This window comes from Streptomyces sp. NBC_00086 (assembly GCF_026343255.1).
In the GTDB taxonomy this organism is placed as follows: Bacteria; Actinomycetota; Actinomycetes; order Streptomycetales; family Streptomycetaceae; genus Streptomyces.
Window position 1 is genome coordinate 775,181 of record NZ_JAPELZ010000001.1, and the last position, 19,847, is coordinate 795,027.

The 19,847-nt window shown below is 70.4% G+C and carries 17 protein-coding genes and 3 pseudogenes; 13 read left to right on the forward strand and 7 right to left on the reverse strand.

Features of this window, described 5'->3' with window-relative positions; genetic code table 11:
* Positions 1-103 precede the first annotated feature (103 nt).
* Positions 104-1,363 carry an arginine deiminase gene (locus OG276_RS03565; protein ID WP_266902615.1) on the forward strand — a complete coding sequence of 420 codons (1,260 nt, stop codon included), beginning with the start codon at positions 104-106 and terminating at the stop codon, positions 1,361-1,363.
* A 90-nt stretch (positions 1,364-1,453) separates the two neighbouring features.
* Here OG276_RS03565 and OG276_RS03570 read toward each other — a convergent pair whose 3' ends face one another.
* A complete protein-coding gene (locus OG276_RS03570) occupies positions 1,454-1,819 on the reverse strand; it encodes a hypothetical protein (RefSeq protein WP_266902617.1) in 366 nt (121 codons plus the stop codon).
* 337 nt (positions 1,820-2,156) lie between these two features.
* Between OG276_RS03570 and OG276_RS03575 the strand changes: the two genes are divergently transcribed.
* Together OG276_RS03575 and OG276_RS03580 are read left to right on the forward strand one after the other, a co-directional pair.
* On the forward strand, positions 2,157-2,648 hold the full coding sequence (locus tag OG276_RS03575) for a DUF1269 domain-containing protein (RefSeq protein WP_266902619.1): 492 nt from the start codon (positions 2,157-2,159) through the stop codon (positions 2,646-2,648).
* Positions 2,649-2,911: 263 nt separating this feature from the next.
* A pseudogene (locus OG276_RS03580) lies at positions 2,912-3,356 on the forward strand (hypothetical protein).
* A gap of 134 nt (positions 3,357-3,490) precedes the next feature.
* Here OG276_RS03580 and OG276_RS03585 read toward each other — a convergent pair.
* Positions 3,491-5,962 carry a glycoside hydrolase family 9 protein gene (locus tag OG276_RS03585; RefSeq protein ID WP_266902621.1) on the reverse strand — a complete coding sequence of 824 codons (2,472 nt, stop codon included), beginning with the start codon at positions 5,960-5,962 and terminating at the stop codon, positions 3,491-3,493.
* 129 nt (positions 5,963-6,091) lie between these two features.
* Positions 6,092-6,412: pseudogene (locus OG276_RS03590) on the reverse strand (class II aldolase/adducin family protein); the annotation flags it as partial.
* Here OG276_RS03590 and OG276_RS03595 point away from each other — a divergent pair.
* The 5 genes from OG276_RS03595 (at position 6,387) to OG276_RS03615 (ending at position 10,421) form a co-directional block, all read left to right on the forward strand.
* A complete protein-coding gene (locus OG276_RS03595) occupies positions 6,387-7,142 on the forward strand; it encodes a hypothetical protein (protein ID WP_266902623.1) in 756 nt (251 codons plus the stop codon). The pseudogene OG276_RS03590 and the gene OG276_RS03595 sit on opposite strands and share 26 nt — an antisense overlap.
* A 341-nt stretch (positions 7,143-7,483) precedes the next feature.
* Positions 7,484-8,314, forward strand: coding sequence for a peptidoglycan recognition family protein (locus tag OG276_RS03600; protein WP_266902625.1), 831 nt, complete (start codon positions 7,484-7,486; stop codon positions 8,312-8,314).
* An 893-nt stretch (positions 8,315-9,207) separates the two neighbouring features.
* A complete protein-coding gene (locus OG276_RS03605) occupies positions 9,208-9,687 on the forward strand; it encodes a hypothetical protein (protein WP_266902627.1) in 480 nt (159 codons plus the stop codon).
* A gap of 114 nt (positions 9,688-9,801) precedes the next feature.
* Positions 9,802-9,927 carry a hypothetical protein gene (locus OG276_RS03610; protein WP_266902629.1) on the forward strand — a complete coding sequence of 42 codons (126 nt, stop codon included), beginning with the start codon at positions 9,802-9,804 and terminating at the stop codon, positions 9,925-9,927.
* Positions 9,924-10,421: a hypothetical protein gene (locus OG276_RS03615; RefSeq protein ID WP_266902631.1), complete on the forward strand. Its 498-nt coding sequence runs from the start codon at positions 9,924-9,926 to the stop codon at positions 10,419-10,421. The genes OG276_RS03610 and OG276_RS03615 overlap by 4 nt, the downstream gene beginning before the upstream one ends.
* Before the next feature lie 90 nt (positions 10,422-10,511).
* Here the strand turns inward: OG276_RS03615 and OG276_RS03620 are convergent, their stop codons facing one another.
* Together OG276_RS03620 and OG276_RS03625 are read right to left on the reverse strand one after the other, a co-directional pair.
* The gene (locus tag OG276_RS03620; protein ID WP_266902633.1) at positions 10,512-10,943 is read right to left on the reverse strand and encodes an NUDIX domain-containing protein; all 432 of its coding nucleotides are present in this window, start codon (positions 10,941-10,943) and stop codon (positions 10,512-10,514) included.
* The gene (locus OG276_RS03625) at positions 10,906-11,445 is read right to left on the reverse strand and encodes an SDR family NAD(P)-dependent oxidoreductase (protein WP_266902635.1); all 540 of its coding nucleotides are present in this window, start codon (positions 11,443-11,445) and stop codon (positions 10,906-10,908) included. Before OG276_RS03625 ends, OG276_RS03620 begins: the two co-directional genes overlap by 38 nt.
* Here OG276_RS03625 and OG276_RS03630 point away from each other — a divergent pair.
* The 3 genes and pseudogenes from OG276_RS03630 to OG276_RS03640 form a co-directional block, all read left to right on the forward strand.
* Positions 11,435-11,671, forward strand: a pseudogene (locus OG276_RS03630) (hypothetical protein); the annotation flags it as partial. The gene OG276_RS03625 and the pseudogene OG276_RS03630 overlap by 11 nt on opposite strands.
* Before the next feature lie 172 nt (positions 11,672-11,843).
* The gene (locus tag OG276_RS03635) at positions 11,844-12,152 is read left to right on the forward strand and encodes a BBE domain-containing protein (protein ID WP_266902637.1); all 309 of its coding nucleotides are present in this window, start codon (positions 11,844-11,846) and stop codon (positions 12,150-12,152) included.
* Positions 12,153-12,644: 492 nt separating this feature from the next.
* Positions 12,645-13,697 (forward strand): GNAT family N-acetyltransferase, encoded by a 1,053-nt coding sequence (locus OG276_RS03640; RefSeq protein WP_266912507.1) that lies wholly within the window; start codon positions 12,645-12,647, stop codon positions 13,695-13,697.
* A 444-nt stretch (positions 13,698-14,141) separates the two neighbouring features.
* Here the strand turns inward: OG276_RS03640 and OG276_RS03645 are convergent, their stop codons facing one another.
* On the reverse strand, positions 14,142-15,107 hold the full coding sequence (locus OG276_RS03645; RefSeq protein WP_266902639.1) for a pirin family protein: 966 nt from the start codon (positions 15,105-15,107) through the stop codon (positions 14,142-14,144).
* 158 nt (positions 15,108-15,265) lie between these two features.
* Between OG276_RS03645 and OG276_RS03650 the strand changes: the two genes are divergently transcribed.
* Together OG276_RS03650 and OG276_RS03655 are read left to right on the forward strand one after the other, a co-directional pair.
* The gene (locus OG276_RS03650) at positions 15,266-15,646 is read left to right on the forward strand and encodes a tetratricopeptide repeat protein (protein ID WP_266902641.1); all 381 of its coding nucleotides are present in this window, start codon (positions 15,266-15,268) and stop codon (positions 15,644-15,646) included.
* Between the two features lie 116 nt (positions 15,647-15,762).
* A complete protein-coding gene (locus OG276_RS03655) occupies positions 15,763-16,968 on the forward strand; it encodes a methyltransferase (RefSeq protein ID WP_266902643.1) in 1,206 nt (401 codons plus the stop codon).
* Positions 16,969-17,050: 82 nt separating this feature from the next.
* Here the strand turns inward: OG276_RS03655 and OG276_RS03660 are convergent, their stop codons facing one another.
* The gene (locus tag OG276_RS03660; RefSeq protein WP_266902645.1) at positions 17,051-19,825 is read right to left on the reverse strand and encodes a penicillin acylase family protein; all 2,775 of its coding nucleotides are present in this window, start codon (positions 19,823-19,825) and stop codon (positions 17,051-17,053) included.
* Positions 19,826-19,847 lie beyond the last annotated feature (22 nt).

Here is a 19,847-nt window from a genome sequence, read left to right on the forward strand (position 1 = left end):
CTGACCCCCCGATCCCCGATCGGGTCGCCTGATCCCCGATCAGGTCGCCTGATCCCCGATCGGGTTGCCCGACCCCGGTTCATCCAACGAAAGGCGCAACGCGTTGAGCACCGACAGCACCCCCCGGCCCGCCTTCGGCGTCCACTCCGAGGTCGGCAGGCTCCGCAAGGTCCTGGTCTGCGCACCCGGGCTCGCGCACCGCCGCTTGACCCCCACCAATGCGGACGACCTGCTTTTCGACGACGTCATGTGGGTGGAGAACGCCCAGCGCGATCACGCGGACTTCGTCAACAAGCTCACCCAGCGCGGAGTCGAGGTCGTCGAGCTGCACGACCTGCTCGCCGAGACCATGGCCATGGCCGAGGCCAGGTCCTGGCTCCTCGACCGGAAGATCACCGCCAACGAGGTCGGCCTCGGCCTCCTCGACGGCACCAGGGCCTTCTTGGAGACCCTCGCCCCGCGTGAGCTGGCCGACTTCCTGATCGGCGGGTTGTCGACCGCCGACCTGCCGGACGACTTCCGGTCCGGCTACGTGGCGCTCGCTCGCGAGGCGACCGGTGCGCGGGAGTACCTGATGCCGCCCCTTCCCAACACCCTCTACACCCGCGACACCACCTGCTGGCTCTACGGCGGCGTCACGCTCAACCCGCTGTACTGGCCTGCCCGGCACGACGAAACCCTCCTGATGAAGGCGATCTACACCTTCCACCCCGACTTCAAGGCCTCCACCGTATGGTGGGGCGACCCCGAACAGAACTGGGGACAGGCCACGTTCGAGGGCGGCGACATCATGCCGGTCGGCAACGGCGTCGTACTGATGGGCATGAGCGAACGCACCTCCCGCCAGGCCATCACCCAAGTCGCCGCCTCCCTGTTCAAGAACGGCGCCGCCCAGCACGTCATCGTCGCGGGCATGCCCAAGCTGCGGGCCGCCATGCACCTCGACACCGTCTTCACGTTCGCCGACCGCGACATCGTCACCCTCTATCCCAAGATCATGGACGCGGTGCACACCTTCTCCCTGCGCCCGAGCGACAAGCCCGTGGGCGTCGAGATCACGGACGAGGGATCGAGCCCGTTCGTCGACGTCGTGGCCAAGGGCCTCGGGCTGCCCCGGCTGACGGTCATCGAGACCGGCGGGGACGCGTACGCCTCCGAGCGCCAGCAGTGGGACAGCGGCAACAACGCGGTCGCCCTGGAGCCCGGCGTGGTCTTCACGTACGACCGCAACACGCAAACGAACACGCTGCTGCGCAAGGCCGGTGTCGAGGTCATCACCATCGTCGGTGCCGAACTCGGGCGCGGGCGCGGTGGCGGACACTGCATGACCTGCCCCCTCATCCGCGACGCCGTCTCCTTCTGACGGGCCGGGCACCGTCGCCGCGCGGCCCGTCGAATCCGCCGGGCCGCCCGGCGGTGGGGTGCGGGGGGCTGGTCGTCGCGTACGGCCGGGTCAGGCAGTCAGGCCCTCGTCCGCCTCTCGGTGCATACCCGTGCACAGCGCCCAGATGACGAGGATGTTGATGGCGATGAGCACCAGGGCCCACAGGGGGTAGTACGGCAGCCACAGGAAGTTGGCGATCGCACCCAGCCCGGCGATGGAGACACCGAAGAAGCGCGCCCACAGGGCTCCGCTGATGACGGCGCAGCCGGCGAAGACGAGGACGATGCCCAGGATGAGGTGGATCCAGCCCCAGCCCGCCAGGCTGAACTCGAAGATGTAGTGCCGCGTCGCAAGGAACACGGTGTCCTTGGTGATGGCCGCGATCCCTTCGAAGATCGCCATCGCTCCACCGAAGATCATCAAGGCTGCTGCCATGACAGTGGTGCCGGATACGGGCGCGTGCCAGGGACTCGGGTGCGAGTTGCCTGCTCGGGGTCTGCTGGCGTCACTGGCCATTTCGGTCTCCATGGGTAGCAGAGCCGGCCGACCTCGTGTGCCGGGATCGGCGTGATCCCCTGTTTCAGCGTGTCACGGCGGCCATCCATCGGCATTCCGGACCACGACGTCTCCCCGTGTTCCCGCATTTCCGAGTGCCGGAGAGCCGGGGCTGAGCTCGTCGCCCGGCGCACGCGGCGGTGACGGGATGCTGAAGCCCCCACGGAGGCATAGCGTGCGTTCAGGCCCTGTCGCCACACCACACCGGGAGGCGTTCATGTCGGAGCTGATGGTGATCGGATACGACGATCCCGAGACGGCTCGGCTGGCCTACGCCACCGTGCAGGAGCTTCACCGGGATCACGTCGTCAGCGTGAGCGGGCTGGCGGTGGTGTCGGTGGATGCGCAGGGCGAGACCCACGTGGACACGCCGAGCCGTCTCATCGGTCCGTCGGCCGCGGCCGGGGCGGTGTGGGGCATCGTCTTCGGCGTGCTGTTCCTTCTGCCCGGGGTCGGGTTCGTTGCCGGCGCGGCGGTCGGCGGACTGCTGGGGAAGCTCGGAAAGTCGGGTGTCGATGAGGAATTCCGCCGACGCGTTCAAGATCTCCTCAATCCTGGGTCGGCGGCCGTGGCGATCATGGGCCTGATCGTGTCGGAGGAGAGGTTCTCCGAGGCCATGCGGCAGCACGGTGGCACGGTTTTGAAGACTTCGCTCGACGCCGCTGAGGAGAGCGAACTGGCCGAGCAGCTCGCGGGCTCTCAGCCGTAGGTGCGCTATGCCCCCTTGCGGTCAGGCTTTGCAGGCGCGGAGGCGTGCAGCCGGGTCGAACGAGGCCCGGACCTTGCGGCGCAGTGCCTGGCGGCAGCGCCAACCCGGTCGCTCGACCCCGGTCGCGGCAGGCGAGGACGGCATCGAACATGAGGCGATGCCGACATCGACCCGTCAGCGTGGAAGGAAGCCCTGTGACCGGGTCCGGGAAGCACTCACCGGCTGGGCGGGGTGTGACGGCTTTCGCGCTGACGCTGGTCACCATGGTTTCGGGGGTGGCCGTGCTGGCATCGTGCAGTACGAGTGCGGGAGATCAGTCGACCAGGACGTTCAGCCCCCGGCCGACCCCGCCTGACACGGCTTCCTTCTCCGGCATGCCACCTGCCCCGATGAGTTCGGCCGCGGCCTCCGCACTCGCGTCGGCGTCGGCTGCGGCCTCGTCCGCGTCTGCCGCCGCTTCCGCCTTCGAGGCCTCTGGCGCTCATCGTCAGCATCACCAACCGTACGGACAAGACGGCGTCGTACGCCGTCCAAGTGGACTTCACGGATGCCACCGGCAAGGTCGTAGAGAGCAGGATCGTCGGAGCGGAGAACCTCGAGCCCGGCGAGCCGGCCCAGCCCCTCGCCATCAGCCGCAAGCCCGCCGACTTGAACCTGTCTACGGCGACAAGTGTCCGGACGCCGCCGGCACCGGCACCGGCACCCTGATCCAGCTCTACTCCTGCTCGGGCGGCAGCAACCAGCGCTGGACCCGTACCTGACGACCCGCCGTGGAGTGGAGCCAGGACGATCCTGGCTCCACTCCGTCGTCCATCGCCGGGTGGACGGGACGTGACGATCGTTCAGGAGCAGAGCGCTCCGTTGAGCGTGTAGCGCGCCGGCATCGCGTTGGTACCCGAGTACGTCGCCTGGAAGCCGAAGCTCACGCTGCCGCCGGGTGCCAGTGTTGCGTTCCACCCGGTGTCCCGGGCGGTGACCGTGCTGCCCGACTGGCTCACCGTGGCGTTCCAGGCGTTGGTGATCCGCTGGTCACCTGCGAAGCTCCAGCCGACGGTCCACCCGGACACCGCCGAGGTTCCGGTGTTCTTCACCGTCACCGTCGCCGTGAAGCCGTTGCCCCAGGCGTTGTCGATCCGGTACGCCACCGCGCAAGAGGCCGCCGAAGCGTCGTCGTCCGCCTCCGCCGCCGTGAACGTCGCCGACTGCACGCCAGGACCACCGACCGCGAACGTCGCGCTGCCCGACGACGCGTCGGGGTCCTGCGCGGCGAGGACCGAAACCTGCTGCGCCGTCGCCCAGTCGGCCGGGGTGAACACCAGGGTCGCGGCTGCCGACAGATCCTCGTCGCCCGTGCTCCGGGCCACCGTCACCGTCACGTTCTGCGCGGGCGCTGCCGAAAGCCGCACGCCCACCCGTGCCGAGCCGCCCTCCGCGACCGTCACGGCCGCCGGTGCGACCTGGACCACGGGCACCGCCGGAGCGCCGCGCCGCTCGGCCGCGAAGGCCGCCAGCCAGGCCAGCGAGGCGTTCCAGTTGATGGCCACCTCGTTGGTGGAGTACGAGCCGATGTCGTCCACGTAGCACGCCGCCGGTGCGCAGCCCGCGAGCTTCTCCTTGGCCACCGGGTCCTCCAGCCCCGCGTTCGGCCCGCCCGCGAAGGAACCGGCCGGCGGGTGCGGCAGCGAGGCGTCGTTCTGGTGCGCCCAGAACCGGTGGTGCTGGTTCTCGGCGTAGCGGTCGCCGTAGCCGGTGACGTAGGAGAGGTCGAGTGCGTTTCGGCCGAGCAGGTAGTCCAGGGACTCCAATGCTCCGGCCCGGTAGCGTTGTTGCCCGGTGAGCTCGTATGCGACGGCCAGCACCATCGCGTTGTTGGTGACGGAGCTGTTGGAGCCCCAGACGTACGCGGTGGCGGGAAGCGGCACCGCGTAGCCCTGTCCGGCCATGGTGGTCAGGTGGCCATCGGCGGCCGTGGTCAGCAGGCCGCGCAGCCGGGCCACGTCTGCGGCGGGCAGGGCCGCCCCGGGGACGGTGGCGAGGGTGATCCGGCCGAGCGTCGCGGTGCCGCCCCACCAGAACCCGTCGACGGGCTTGGTGTGGTGCGCAGAGGAGGTGACGGAGTCCCGGTACTGTGACTCGCCGGTGGTGGCCAGGAGTTCCGCCGCCGCCCAGTAGAACTCGTCGGAGACGTCTGCGTCCTCGTACGCACCTCCGCCGGTGTTGTCGGTCGCGAGAGCAAGCACGTTCGGGTTGGCCTTGGCAGCCGTCCAGGCGCGGCGGGCCGCGTCCAGGCAGCGCGCGGCGAACGCGGCGTCGTACGGCGCGTACACCCGTGCACACTGTGCGGCCGAGGCCGCCAGGTTCAGCGTCGCGGCGGTCGACGGCTTGTGCAGCTCACGCTGCTCGGCATCGAGTTCGGGCCGGGTCGGCAGAGCGGTCCACTTGGCGTCGTGCATCTTGTGGAAGGCCATCCCGGCCATCGGCTTTCCCGCGGGAACCTGCATCCGCAGCAGGAACTCCAGTTCCCAGCGGGCCTCGTCCAGCACGTCCGGCGTCCCGTTGCCACGCTCCGGCACCCGCAGCGTCGCACCTCCGAGCGCCGCGTCGCCGCCCGAACGGCCTGCTCGTTCAAAGGAGTTGACCATTTCCCAGACGGAAATGCCCCCGTTGACCACGTACTTGCCTTGATCGCCCGCGTCGTACCAGCCGCCGCGCACGTCCAGTTGGTAGTCGCACACCCCGGCCTGGCAGGGGACGCTGGTGTCGCCCTTGTTCGGGGCGACGCCCAGGTGCCCGGCGGGGCGGGCGTAGGCGCTGCCGCCCGCCAGGGCGGCGTCGATCGCGATTCCGCTGCGCTGCTGGTAGAAGAACGACATGCTGTCGGCGCGCAGTCCGTCGTACAGCGAAGCGGAGACGTCGAAGGGGTGGCTGGTCCGGCCGTCGACGACCAGGGTGAAGCCAGCCCCTGTGCCGGTGTACGCACCGAAGTCCACCAGGTGCGTGGACTGGCCGGACGCCTGATCGGCCCCGCGCACCGTGGTGACGCCCGAGGCGGCCACCGTGCCGGAGGCGTCGCGCAGTTGCCAGGCGAGCGGGGCGGTCGCGGAGCTGGCCACGGTGGCCCGCTTGGGGCCGTCGGGCAGGTAGCCGAGCTGGTTGACCCGTACAGGCGTGTCGGCAGCGGCCGCCACGGTGGCGGCAGCCGCGACCGGAACGGTCAGGGCTGCCGTGGACAGGCCGCCGACGGCCAGCGCGAGGCCGGCGAGCGCAGCGGCCGCGCGACGTGGCACGCCGCGGGCGGAGGTGACAGGAGGCACGGTGAAGCCTTCCTCGGGGGGCGGCTTGGAGTGGGAGCGCTCCCAATCAAGCCAGGCGCCCGGCGGGAACGTCAAGGCGCCTTTCCGAAAAGGCGGTTGAGGGACCTTTCCCCGAGACCAGGCCGCGTTTCAGACACCCGGGGCGTGAGGGACGTTGCCGTAGTAGGCGTCCGGTCCGTGCTTACGGGTGAAGTGCCGCTCCAGCAGGTGCTTCGGCGGTTCGGAGGCTTCCCCGAGGCGGGACCCCAGCGCCAGCGTGTGCAGCGCCATCTCCGCCACGGCCTCGCAGACGATGGCGTTCTCCAGCGCCGCCTGTACGGGGATCGGGCGGCGCGCCTGAGCGAAGGCGACGGCGTGCGTCGAGTGCGTGTGGGTGACGCCGCCGATGGAGGGGAAGGCCCCGTAGAGGCACCGATGGGTGTCGGTGGACGGCCTGAGGCGTCCCCTGAGCCTGGACACGCACTGGTACGAGCGCAGCACCTGGTTGTGCTTCGGCAGCGACTGCTACCCGAGCGACGTCTACCTGTGCCACGGCGAATGCAAGACCTTCGCCGGAGTCACGTACGCGCTCCCGAGGCAGTCCTTCCACGGCACCATGCAGACAGTGGTCGACTTCCTGGCCTCCCATCCGCAGGAGGTGGTGACCGTCTTCCTCGAGGATTACGTCAGCGCCGAGCAACTCCGGCAGTCACTCGGCAGGGTCCGCGGGATCGACCCGCTGCTGTTCCGGCCCGACGAGTGGGGCGTACGGCAGCAGGGCTGGCCGAAGGTGGCCGACCTCGTCACCACCGGCAAGCGTCTGATCGTCTTCTCGGACCGGTCCGACCGCGAGCACTTGGGCGTCATGTACGACAAGTCCTGGACCGTGAGCAACTACTGGAGCCTCGGCGACCTGGGCGACGACCTCGCGTGCGTCACCCGCTGGCCCGACGTGCCCCTGGACCGGCAGGAACCCGGATTCCGGCGGCTGTTCACGATGAGCCACCACCGCAACGTGCCCACGGTCCTCACCGCGTCCCTGGACAACGGGGCCAAGCTCAGGAACCGCATCGCGGAGCAGTGCCGGACCGCCAGCGGGGGCCGCACTCCGAACTTCGTCTCCGTCGACTTCCACCGCCTGTCCGACGGCAGCGGACACACCCCCGCCTCGATCGTCGCGGAACTCAACAAAGGCCCCTGAGAAGCGGCGGCGACCGGACCGCGAGCCGCGAATCCGTCACCCGCCGGACCCTCACCCTACGGACTGAGCTGTGCCGGTCTGGCGCCGGACGTCGTCAGTGCCGGCCGGGTGTGAGCCTCCGCGGCACCGCGGCCACCGGTGACGACTCCGGGCCCCGGGCCGGGCCGAGGCCTGCGTCGGCCGTGGCCCGGCCGACCGGGCAGCGGAGCCGCCCTACACCGTGCGGCCGACTCGCCGTCCCCCCAAAGGGCCAACGGACCGCGTCCCCGGAGCGCCTGCGTGCCCCCCGGGGGGCACGCCTCGTTCCATGGGACGTCTCCCCCCACCGGAACGGCTGCTCCATGACATTCACACCGCACTCCCGGCTCACCCGCAGGGCTCTGGTATCCGCCGCGCTCGCGGTCGGAGCCGCCTCCATCCTGCCCACCGCCGCCGCCTCCCCGGCCAGGGCCTCCACCGGTCCCCGGGCATTCCAGCGCCGCGACGACCACCCGGCACCCGAGATCACCGACTGCGCCGGCTGGGGCGCCCGCGAGGCGTCCGAACCCGTCGTACTGCTCGCCTCGCGGCCCGAGAAGATCATCATCCACCACACGGCCACGGCCAACGTCACGGACTACTCGCGGGAGCGGGCCCTCAGACTCGCCCGTGCCATCCAGACGTACCACATGGACATGCAGGGCTGGATCGACACCGGCCAGCACTTCACCATCAGCAGGGGTGCCTTCGTCCTGGAGGGGCGGCACCACAGCCTCGCCGCGCTGGACGCCGGGGCCCGGACGGTACGCGGCGCCCACTGCGTCGGCCAGAACGACGTGGCCATCGGCATCGAGAACGAGGGCACCTACATGACGGTGCAGCCTCCGCCGGCGCAGTTCTCCGTCCTCGCCGACCTGTGCGCCCGCGTGTGCCGCCAGTACGACGTGCCGGCCTCCGAGATCTACGGGCACCGGGACTTCAACAGCACCGCGTGTCCCGGTGACACGCTCTACGCGCTGCTGCCGAAGCTGCGCGAGGACGTCGCCCGGCGACTCGGAAGCGCCGAGCCCGTGCCGCTGCCGCGCCGGCCCGAACACCCTCCTCTCGACTGGCCCGCCGACCCGGCGGCGGGGGCCGACGCTCACTCGGAGTACGTCCCGGAAGGCCTGCTGGGGTCTCCGCGCCACGGCTGACACGCACGGCGCCGACGGCTCACGTCACGGTTCGGTACGGTCGTCGCCCCCCAACGGCCCGACCGTCAGCAGCAACCGCTCCGTGGGACCGGGGCTCCAGCCGGTCCGGGAGGTCCGGGGTGTCCGGGGTGTCCGGGAGGAATCGGAGGCTCTCCGGGGTGTGGCTCGCACGATTCGTCCCATGGCCGCCCCTCGGCGCATTCGTCGCACTGCGGAGGCGGATCCACGGGTATCCACGGGTATCCACGGGTATCCACGGGTGACGTCGTCCCGCGTCCTGTTCTGCCCGTTCACCTCCCAGTCGTTGGTGCCGGGTACCGGCCTGCTGACGAGCTGATCCGGTGCGGGACCGGTGGATTCGAAGCCGCCGCCCGTCAGCACGCTGCCGGCCGGGCAGGACACCTTTGAGGTCCCCGGCACCGAGCCCAGGTCGATTCCGATGAGCGCGCCTTCGGGACTGTCGATGGTCGCGGAGACGGAGTGGGTGGCGAGGTCGATGACGGATACCCCGTGCGCGCCGTTGGGGTGGCTGACGTACAGCCGGGCTCCGGTGGGGGAAACCGCCGTTTCCGCGGGTTCGTGTGACCGCCCGACCCCCTTGGCGCACCGGCTCGGGGGCCGGCCCGTACCGTCCCCTCACCCGAGGCTGGGGCATTGGGCCGCTCGTGGTCATCGTCTGATGGTCCTGGCTTATGCCCTGTTCTTCCTCGCCTACGCCGTCATCCTGGACCTCTGACCAGCCCGGATGCCCCGTACGCCATCACCGGCCGGTCCCCCCTGCGGTCGACACCCCCACCCCCGCGGGGGACCATGGAGTGACTGCGGCGCGTCGACGCGCGGGCAGGCACAGTGCCCGATCGTGCGCGTCAGGACCCCTGACGAGGAGTAGCACCATGCACCGACGCCCGCACATCACCGCCGCTCTGATCGCACTGGGGATCTCTGCATTCGCCGCGGCGCCGACGGCGACCGCACTTCCCGCTGCGGCGCCCGCCGCCACCTGCACCGTGTCCGCCGCGGACCCGGCGGGGCGGGTCAGCCTCTCGGGCGAGGGGTTCGCGCAGGGCCAGGCCCTGTTGTCCTCGCCGGGTGCGGCGCCGACGACTTTCAACGTTCCCGACGGCGGGGCCTTCACGATCGGGAGCAAGCCCGACGACAGGTACGCGGTGACGCAGGCAGGGAGCACCACGCCGTGCACCGGCGGTGCCAAGCCCTCCACCACGCCGGGCACCACCTACAAGGCCGGGCTGACCGCGGGCTGGGACGCCGTGGCCGACAACTGCGACGCCAGGCCCCCAGCCTCGGCGAACAAGGCGTTCTCGGACGGCTGGACCAAGGGTGCGGCCGTGGCGAAGGAGACCTTCTGCAAGTGAGGGCGCGCCGCAATTCGGTGTTCTGGACGGCCCCGCCGCACGATCATGGAAGGGTCACCGCCACTCGATCGGCTTCAGCTGATTGCGGCGCCACCAGTCGGCAAGGGGGCCCTGGTGTTCGAAGACCCGGGCCTGCCGGATTCGTGGTGGGAGGCGCTGACCTCTTCGCTGGACGCCCTTGCCGCACGGCAGGCGCCACGGATCGCGACACCGGACACCGTGACGATCACACAACCGTGACGATCACACAGGGGAAGGTGACCGCGACCCTCGGGGAGGTCTTCCCCAGCATCACCGATACGCGGATCGAGCGATGGGTACCGGCTCATGCGGATCTGACCTGGGCCAACGTGATGGGACCAGATTTCTCGATCATCGACTGGGAGGACTGGGGTACGGCTCCACGGGGATTGGAAGCCGCAACGCTGTGGGGCAACGCGCTTGCCGTCCCGGCGCTCGCGGACCGCGTCCAGCAGGAACGGCGTGCGGACTTGGAGAGCCGGGACGGGAAGCCGATGTCGCTCTTCTTCCTGTCGAAGATCGTCGGGCTCCACGCATGCAACGAGGATCCGCTGCTGGTGCCGGCCCGAAAGGAGACCGATCGGCTGATGGCCGAGCTTCAGTTCCGACGGTGTGGGTCGAGGGCGCGGAGCCAGCGCTTCGGAGGCCTCAGCTGCACAGATGCCGGACCCTCCGTCCTCCGCCTCAGCCCTAAGGCCTCTCCCCGCTACTGAACATCGAGGAGTGGCAGCCGCAGCACGCCGTCGGAGCCGACACCTCGGCGTTGGTCCCGACGGAAGGTCCACAAAGACGAGCGGCTACTTCTAGGCCCCTACCTGAAGGGTGCCGGCGCCGATGGCGCCTCGGAGGACGTGGGCGATCTCCTCGGGCTTGAGGTCGATGCCGTCGAGGCCCTCCACGGTCAGCGGGACTTCCTCCAGGGCATACGCGCCGCGTCCCTCGGCCCTGAACTCCGGCCCGGTGCGGTCCTCGAAGGACCACGTCGCGATGCGGGCGAGGTAGAAGAGCTGGCGCTCACCGTCGGACTCCATCGTGTGGAGGAGCCGGATGATGTCGGCCTTCCCTGCGATCTCCTCGTGGATCTCCCGGTGGAGGGCAGCCTCGCGAGACCCGTCGCCGTGCTCGACGCCCCCGCCGGGGAGCACCCAGTACTCAGGGATGTCGGGCTTGGTACGGCGGATGACCAGCATCGTGTCGTCAGCGGTGACGAGGACGGCGCGGACTCGTTCCTTCATTTCGGTCTGTCTCCTTGCTTGTTGGTGGTCTCAGTGGAGCAGCCGGCCGCCATCGACGTGGACGGCGTTCGATCATGCCGGGGGTCAGGGCGTGGCAGGTGCGGTAGTGGGCGGTGAGGTTCACGTCGAGGCAGTAGCTCCAGGCGGCTTCGTCGGTGTCCTGCCAGGGGACGCGAGGGTGAGAGCCTGCGTTGTTCACCAGGATGCCGATGGGCCCGATCTCGGCGCGGACGAGATCGGCCATGCTCTGGACGGCGTCGGTATCGGTCAGGTCGGCGTTCACTGCGATGCCGGGGCTGCCGTCGCGCTCGAAGGCGGCGTGGAGGGCGTGGGCGTCGGGGACTTGGCCAAGGTGGTTCACCGCGACGGTCGCTCCGGCTGTCGCGAGCGTGCGCCCGATCTCGGCGCCGATGTCGGTGACCCCGCCCGTGACAAGGGCGGTGCGGCCTTGGAGCGGTCGGGCTTGGAGAGGGGGCTCAAGCAGGGGCAGTCTCGTGGCCACGCACTACGGCCCGTACAACACCATCTGCGGAATCGGCATCACGGTCGGCAACCTCCTGACAGGCGTGGCACCGGACTTCGCGCACGATGCCGGAGTGCCGACACTGCCATGGGTGGCGCTGGGGTTGCTCGGCCTGGCCTGCGCAGTCGCGCTCTACGTCCTGCACCGGACGGGCCGTCTGTCACCCGCCCAGATCGGGGGAGGACGTCAGACCGTCGCCGCCTGACCGGAGCGAGGATGCACCGCTGTTTCCCTCCGTCAGTTCTTGTCGAGCAGCTGGCCAAGCCGTTCGGACCTCTCCGCCCCTGCGGCGGCCCCCCTCCACCGCCGACCCGTTGGCACCGGGCTTGCCCCGCATCAGCGTCAGGTTGGCCAGGGCGCCGGCGGCCCAGCACTGGGTGCCCGCCAACTACGGGCAGAACCACGACCGGCTCCGGTCCCTGAAGCGCCGCTACGACCCCGGAAACCTAGTTCCGCCTGAACCACAACATCACATCGTGATGCACGACGCCTGGGGCTACGCCGCCCAGGCTAATCCCTTAGAAGGCGGCTTAGAGCGAAGGTTCGGATACACCAGCCTCCTTGTTCCAGGCCGCCGCACACACCCTCTCGACCAGTATGGGTACGGTCATGAGTGCGTGCTCCTTCTTCTTTCACCGTCGTGTTCGCCACAGCCTTGCCGCGAGCCGGAGGGAGAAGTTCACTGACCACCGACCTGAGTGCCGCCTGCCCGCGGCGTGGGAGCTCGGTGCAAGGCGAGCTGGCTCCCCTTGCCGTACGTCTGCGCGCTCTCTTCGTCCCCTGGATCACCCCGAACGGCACTCGGGATCCACGGCCGTTCGTCGGCTCTCGAAGCGTTCAGACAGGTGCGCCCTCTGGCGAAGCCCTCCTGGCCAACACGGTGGTGCGCCGCGGTCGGCCTCGGCGTCGCCGCCTGCAGCTGTCCGACACTTCGGCAGTCGCGAGGCCATTGGAGCCCACGCGCCTCGACGCCACTTCGCCATCGAGCAGGGCAGCCGGAGGGGGACCCCGCGCGGGCCGCTGACGCAGGCCGGGGCCATGCCCGTGCGGCGGTTGTGCCCGGCCCGTCCGCAACCCACTACTCGTGTGGGCGGGTCGGCCCACAGCCCCGCGAGCAATCCAATGAACCAGGAGCCGACGTGCCCACTCAACGCATCGACGTGCTGCACCCTGCCGACATGAGCCCGACAGACCTGCAGTTGTGGAGCGCGCTGCGGGCCAGGACGGCGCCCGTCGCCAATCCCTTCATGAGCCCTGAGTTCTGCCAGAGGGTCGGCCGTGTCCGGCCGGGCGCCAGGGTGGCGGTCGTGCGCCAAGACGGCGAGCCCGCCGGCTTCTTCCCCTTCGAGCGGGGCCGGTGGGGCCGCGGCCGTGCGATCGGCCTGGGCGTTTCCGACTGCCAAGGCGCCGTCCTGCACCCCGACGTGCACGTGGATCCGCACCAACTCCTGCGCGCCAGCTCCCTGAGCGTCTGGGAGTTCAACCATCTCGAAAGCGGCCAGGACCTGTTCCTGCCGTTCGCCACAGGGCGATTCGCCTCCCCCGTCATCGATCTCAGCGGCGGCTACACCCACTACGAGAACCTGCTCCGATCACGCTCCCGCACGTTCCTGAAGTCGACCCTGGCACAGGACCGCCGGCTGGGACGCCGGGTCGGGCCGCTGAGGTTCGTGTTCGACGAACGAGATCCGGCGGCCTTGCGGACGCTGATGGAATGGAAATCCGCCCAGTACCGCCGTACAGGCCGGCGCGACCGATTCGCCCAGAATTGGATCAACAACCTGGTGAGCAACCTGGCCAGCACGGACACACCCGACTGTTCGGGCCTGCTATCGGTGCTCTACGCAGGCGACAGGCCTGTCGCCGCGCACTTCGGGCTGCGCTCACGCACCGTGCTGTCGTACTGGTTCCCCGCCTACGACCGGGGTTTCGCCCAGTTCTCCCCCGGTCTCGTTCTCCATCTCCGCATGATCGAGGCGGCTGCTGCCGCCGGCATCGAAATGCTCGACCTCGGCAGGGGGGATGCCGCCTACAAGGATTCCCTCAAAACAGGAGAGCTGACGGTTCATGAAGGCGCTCTTCTGCGGCGCAGTCCCGGTGCGGCTCTCCACTGGTTCAGCCGCGAACCTGCACGTGCTGTCCGCCGCTTCGTGCGAGAGCGGCCCCAGCTCCGGACCGCAGCCGTACACATCCTGGAAGCAGTCGGCAAGACGCGTGACCGCCGCCCTTGAGATGGAGCCACCCGTCGTCGAGTTCCATGAGCCACGTCCTGGCCGCAAGTCGCGGCGACGGCGTCAACACCGCGCATTGTCGACTGTCCACAGCGTCCCGCCCCGGCCTGCGGGACGGGCCGCAAGCCGACCTCAGCCTCGGGCGAGAGCTCACGCAGAACCGTCCATGACAGCCGGAAGGTCCCAGACCTGGCGCCCCCCCTTGGCGTCGCCCTGCTGGACGACACCCCTGAGCTTCCAAGTCAAGAATCTCACTACTCGCCAGTAGCGTCAGCAAAGGGTCAGCATTCGTCCGACCAGGCCTCGCCACACCTTGCCCTACGCGGGGCGCACCCCAAGATCAAAAACGCTGCCGGGAGACCCTAATGACGTCCACCGGGCCACGGAAACCGGAACGAAGCGAAAGTCTCCACCCTGATCCACTCCCGACAGCAGCGGCGCAGCTCAACGCACTCTCCCCCTGGGCTTCAGACGAGTTGGAGGCAGTTCCGGAGCCGGAATCGGAGCGCCGTCGTAGCCCTTGACCTCGCCGTAGCGGGTGCCGTTCATCCAGTCTTCGCGGAAGCCCGCGATGTCCTCCTGGGACCGTCCGATCCAGTTCCAGAACATCACGATCTCCTCCTCGAACGGCTCTCCGCCCAGCAGCATCAGGCCCGCGTCCGAGACCGCGCGCAAGGGAAGGTCCGTGCGGCCGCAGCCGAGGTAGAGCATGGCGCCCGGGAGGAGCGGGACGCCGTCGACGTGGGCTTCGCCCGACATGGACAGGACCGCGTACTCGAAGTCCGGGTTCAGCGGGAGGCGGGTTTCCGTGCCCGACGCCAGGGTCAGGTCCGCGCCGACGATCGGGCTGTACGCGGTTCCGGGTGAGGTCGCCGTGTCCAGGGTGCCCAGGATGACCGTCGCCGTCAGGCCCGGGGCGGTGACCTGCGGGAGGTCGGCGTGGTGCTGGAAGTGCGGGTCCACGTCGCGGTGGGCGTCCGGGAGGGCCACCCACAGCTGCGCGCCGTGCAGGAGGCGGGCGTGCGGGCGCGGGCTCTCCTCGGAGTGGCTGATGCCCCGGCCGGAGGTCATCAGGCCGAGCTCGCGCGGGCGGATCGTCGCCAGGCTGCCGACGCTGTCGCGGTGCAGCACCTCGCCCTCGTGGAGCCAGCTGACCGTCTGGAGGCCCGAGTGGGGGTGCGGGGCCACCGCCATGCCGGGCTCGTCGGCGATGTCGTCGGGGCCGTAGTGGTCGACGAAGCACCAGGCGCCGACCATGCGGCGGCCCAGGTTCGGCAGGAGTCGGCGGACCTCGGTGGACTCGCCGAGTTTGACGGTGCGCGGGCTCAGGAGCTCGCGCACGGGCTCGGCGACGACGAACCCGCGGCCGCCGCAGGTGGAGAGAGCGGGCTGGCGATCGAGATTGCTCATACCGCACAACTTAGTCCCGGCGCCGCCGCCGAGGTCAGGGGAATGTGCGTACGGATCCACGTGTTGAGCAGCCCGACGGAACGACGATCAGGGCAGCAGAGAGGGCCTTCCTCGGTACAGGACCGTACGGAGGAAGGCGAGGAAGGGATCCGATGGACGTGAGCAGCGCGAGGGACGTGACGGGCGCGATCGACGCGCAGCAGGGCTACCTGGAGCACGGGACCACCGCCGAGCGCTGGGACCGCGGCCGGCTCTTCTTCGAGGCGAAGGAGTACGCGAACGCCGCCCGTGTCCTGCACGGCGTGGCGGCCGAGGCCCCCGAGCTGCTGGCTCCGCGGCTGCTGCTGGCCCGCGCCTACTACCACTCCGCGCAGCTTTCCAAGGCCGAGGGCGAGCTCCGCGGCGTTCTGGACCGCTGGCCCGTGGAGGACTACGCGCAGCTGATGCTCGGGCGGACGCTGGAGCGCCAGGGCCGGGCCGCCGAGGCGGCTGCGTACCTGCGGATCGCCGCCGCGATGGCCGGGGATTTCCCGGAGTAGGGGTGGCGGAGCCGCCCCGGGGCGGGGCCTCGGCGGGGGGCGTGTAACGCGCCGCCCACTCTCCCGGCCCCGCCCGTGCGGGACCGGGGGTGTCCCTCGGTTAGCCTGGGGTCAATATGAACCGTCTGACCACGCCCTTCGGCTCCTACGAGCTCGCCCGCTTCCCCGAGGACCCGCGCGACCGGCTCTTCGCATGGGACGCCGCCGACGAGTACCTGCTCCGCCACCTCGAATCCGGTACGGGTGAACGCGGCCCGGTGGATCTGGCCGGCGCCGGGCAGATCACGGTGATCGGTGACCGCTGGGGGGCGCTGACGACGGCGCTGGCCGCGCACCACCCCACCCAGATCACCGACTCCAGCCTGACCCGCTCCGCCACCGCCGCCAATCTGGACCGCAACGGCATCGGGACCGCCAAGAGCACCGTGACGCTGCTCACGACGCAGGACGCGGTGCCCGAGCGGATCGACGTGCTCCTGGTGCGGGTGCCCAAGAGCCTGGCGCTGCTGGAGGACCAGCTCTACCGCGTGGCCCCGCACGTGCACGCGGGCACCGTGGTCGTCGGCACCGGCATGGTGAAGGAGATCCACACCTCCACCCTGCGGCTCTTCGAGAAGATCCTCGGTCCGACGAAGACCTCGCTGGCCGAGAAGAAGGCCCGGCTGATCTTCTGCACGCCCGGGAACCCCGGAGCCGCGCATCCCCGGACCGACGGTCCGTGGCCGGTGACCTACACCGTCGACCAGGACGCCGGGTCGGGCTCCGGGCTGACCGTGGTCAACCACGCCGGGATCTTCTGCGCGGACCGCCTCGACGTCGGCACCCGCTTCTTCCTCCAGAGCATTCCGACCAACACCGACGGCGCCCGCGTCGTCGACCTGGGCTGCGGCAACGGCATCGTCGGCACGGCTGTCGCGGTGGCCGACCCGGAGGCCGAGGTCGTCTTCACGGACGAGTCGTACCAGGCGGTGGCCTCGGCCGAGGCCACGTACCGTGCCAACATCCAAGGACGCCTGGACCGCGCCGAGTTCATCGTCGGAGACGGCGTCTCGATGCTGCCGCCCGGTTCGGTGGACCTGGTGCTCTGCAATCCGCCCTTCCACTCCCACCAGGCGACGACCGACGCGACGGCGCTGCGGATGTTCGCGCAGTCGCGCAAGGCGCTGCGGCCGGGTGGCGAGCTGTGGGTGGTGGCCAACCGTCACATGGGGTACCACACCCACCTGCGCCGCCTCTTCGGCAACAGCGAAGTCGCCGCGAGCGAGCCGAAGTTCGTGGTCCTGCGGGCGGTCAAGCGGCGCGAGCAGCCCCGCGGCGCGTGACCTGTCGCCTTCGCGCGAGGAGGCCCGCCGGTCCCGGAACACTCCGGGGCCGGCGGGCCTTCTCGCTCAAGGGCCGAGGGCCTCAGCGGTGGGCGGGGAACTCCACCACCTGCTGATAGGTGGGCCGGTTCTGCCAGTTGATCTGCGGGTGGGCCAGGCCGCCCACCGGGCGCTGCACGATCGCGTCCGCGCACCACTGGTTGCCCGCGGCGCAGGTTCCGTCCGCCGGATACACGGCGGCGGGGGTGGCGGCCGCCGCCTGCTTGAGCGTCGCCGTCATGGCGTCGCGGCATCCGGAGAGCGAGCCGCCCCCGCAGTACGTCCGGGCCAGCGGTCCGGACACCGGGCGGCCGAGCACCGTACGCAGGTCCTTGTCCACGTAGCTCCACCAGCCGTACTGGAAGGCCGAGCCGGCGTGTGAACCGGTCGGCCCGTGGCCCGCGTTGGGCGCCTCGTCGATGGTGAGCGAGGCGCGCAAGGCGTCGTAGAGCGGCGCCCCGAGGCCGGGCTTGAACTCGGCCTCCACGAGCAGCGGCCACCAGGCGTCCATGATCCGTACGGCGTCCGCGTGCGCGTACGTCTTCGAACCGCGTGCGGTCTCCTTGCGCTCGGTGCCCGCGGCCTGCCAGGCGGCGAGCTTGTCGATCGCGGCCCCGACGGCCGGATCGGTGACGGGCGCGCTGCGGAGCACGGCCAGCAGCTCGGGCAGCAGGTTCTCGGCGCGCAGGTCGGTGACGGCCGCGTCGGCCATGGCCTGGGTGAGCTTGGCCCGGGTCACCCCGCCGGCCGCGACGAGCGGTTTGACGCGCTGGTCGAGGAGGTCCCCGCGGTGCACGGAGCCCATCCCGAAGCCGGCCGCACCGTACCCCTTGGCCTGCTTGTTGTTCCAACTGATGTAGTAGTCCTGGCCGATGGACTGCGGGTGCTCTGACGGCGGGGTGTAGGCCGCGGTGTTGGCGGCCGGGTCGAAGTCCTGCCATTCGTAACCCTGCTTGCCCTGGATGGGCAGCGCCGCGTCGACTCCGGCCGGACGCACCGGGTTCGACCCGCTGTTGTAGTAGGCCGCTTCGCGCGAGTCGGCGTAGAACCAGTTGAAGGCGTAGCCGATGTGCCGGGCCGCCTCCTGGAAGGTGCGGGCGTCCTTCACGTAGGAGGGGTCGTTGAACATCTGGAAGCCGATGATCGAGTCGGCCTCGTGGCGGTACGTGGAGCGCAGCGCGGTGTAGGCCACGGGCTTGCCCGCGATGGTCGCGCGGTGCGTGACGATGCCGTAGTTCGTGCGCCAGACCCGCATCCGGTAGGAGCCGCCCGGGGTGGGGTCGGCGACGGAGGACTTCCAGGTGTTGGTGTGTTCCAGCTTCTCCATGGGCGTGCAGGTGCCGCGGTAGAGGTACGAGGTGCTCGCCCTGGTGGGGGCGCCGCCGCCGGACTCGCACAGTTCGACGGCGAAGGTGTCGGTGATGTCCTGGCCGGCCGAGGTGGCGCTCCAGGCGTAGTCCTGGCCGCGTCCGAGCTGTACGTACATGCTGACGCCCGCGAAGGAGGCGCCGCGCGCGCTGATGCCCGGGCCCTGGAGCTCCTGGAGCATGAGGAGTTGGGGCGCGAGATAGCCGGTCTGCGGGCCGAAGACGGCGACCGGGTGGCCGCTCGCGGTCTTCGCGCCGGAGACGAGCAGGGCGTTGGACATGCTCTGCTTCAACGGCTTGGGCGGGGTGGCCGCGGCCGCCGTCGCGGCCGAGCCCGTACGGTCGTACACCAGCTGCTCGGCGGTGACCGAGCCGGCGTCGGGCAGCGCCGCGCCCTGCGGGTCGGCGGGCTTCTGCGTGTAGGGGAAGCTCGTCCCGTCGTGGACGGTGAGCACGGCTTCGGGGTCCTCGCGCTGGCGGAAGGACTCCCAGACCCGGGTCCCCTCCTCCAGGCCGTACGTCTGCTGCGCGGACAGCAGGGAGAGCGCGGCCTGGACTTCGCCGCCTCCGCCGCCGCCGAACAGGCCGCCCACGACGGAGGCGAGGGCGATCAGGTCGGTGAGCTTGAAGGGCTGGATCTCCCCGGCGTTGGTGATCGAGTTGATGTGCCCGGTCAGCACGTACTCGCCGGGGAAGTAGCGGCCGTTCTTGGACTGCACGCGGTAGGCGTTGATGCCGTCGATGTACGCCTGGGCGTCCTCCATCGCGAGCCGCCCGCGCTCGCCCTCCCCGGTCCGGATCCGGTCAACCTGGGCCTGGAGGTCCGCCTCGGTGTACGGGGCCTGCGGCCAGAACTGCTGCTCCAGGCCCTGGTTGGCGAGGGCGCCGCCCGCGAAGGGGGTGAGGTCGCCCCGGCCGACGTGCCGGAAGAGGTCCATCTGCCAGAGCCGGTCCTGGGCTGCCGCGTAACCGGCGCCGAAGGACGTCCCGTAGCGGGTGGTGCCCTTGATGTGGGGGACGCCGCTCTTCTTGTCCCGGGTGATGGTGACGTCGGAACGCGGGCTGCTGGTGGACTCGACCTGGTCGGCCGGGACGCCGAAGGAGGCGTCGTTGAAGAACTCGTTGACCTTGGCGTCGGTGAGGCCGGGATAGCCGGCCACCAGGGAGTCGTAGCGCGCCAGTTGGTCGGAGGTGTGGGCGGGCAGCGTGCCGAATGCCTTGTGGGCGAGGATCTGGGCGAGGGTGGCGTTGCCGCTCTGGCCGGGCGGCAGGATGTCCGCGCACTGCCCTGCGCAGTAGTCGGCGTAGTCGGCAATGCCTGCGGGGGCGATGGCGATCGGGAGCGGCGCGGGAGCGCCGGCCGCCGGGGCGGCCGGTGTCAGAAGGGCCGCTCCGAGGGCGATGAGTGCGGTGGCGACGGCAGTTCTCATGCGCGTGGTGGGGCGTCGCATACGTGCTCCTCCGTGGGGGGCA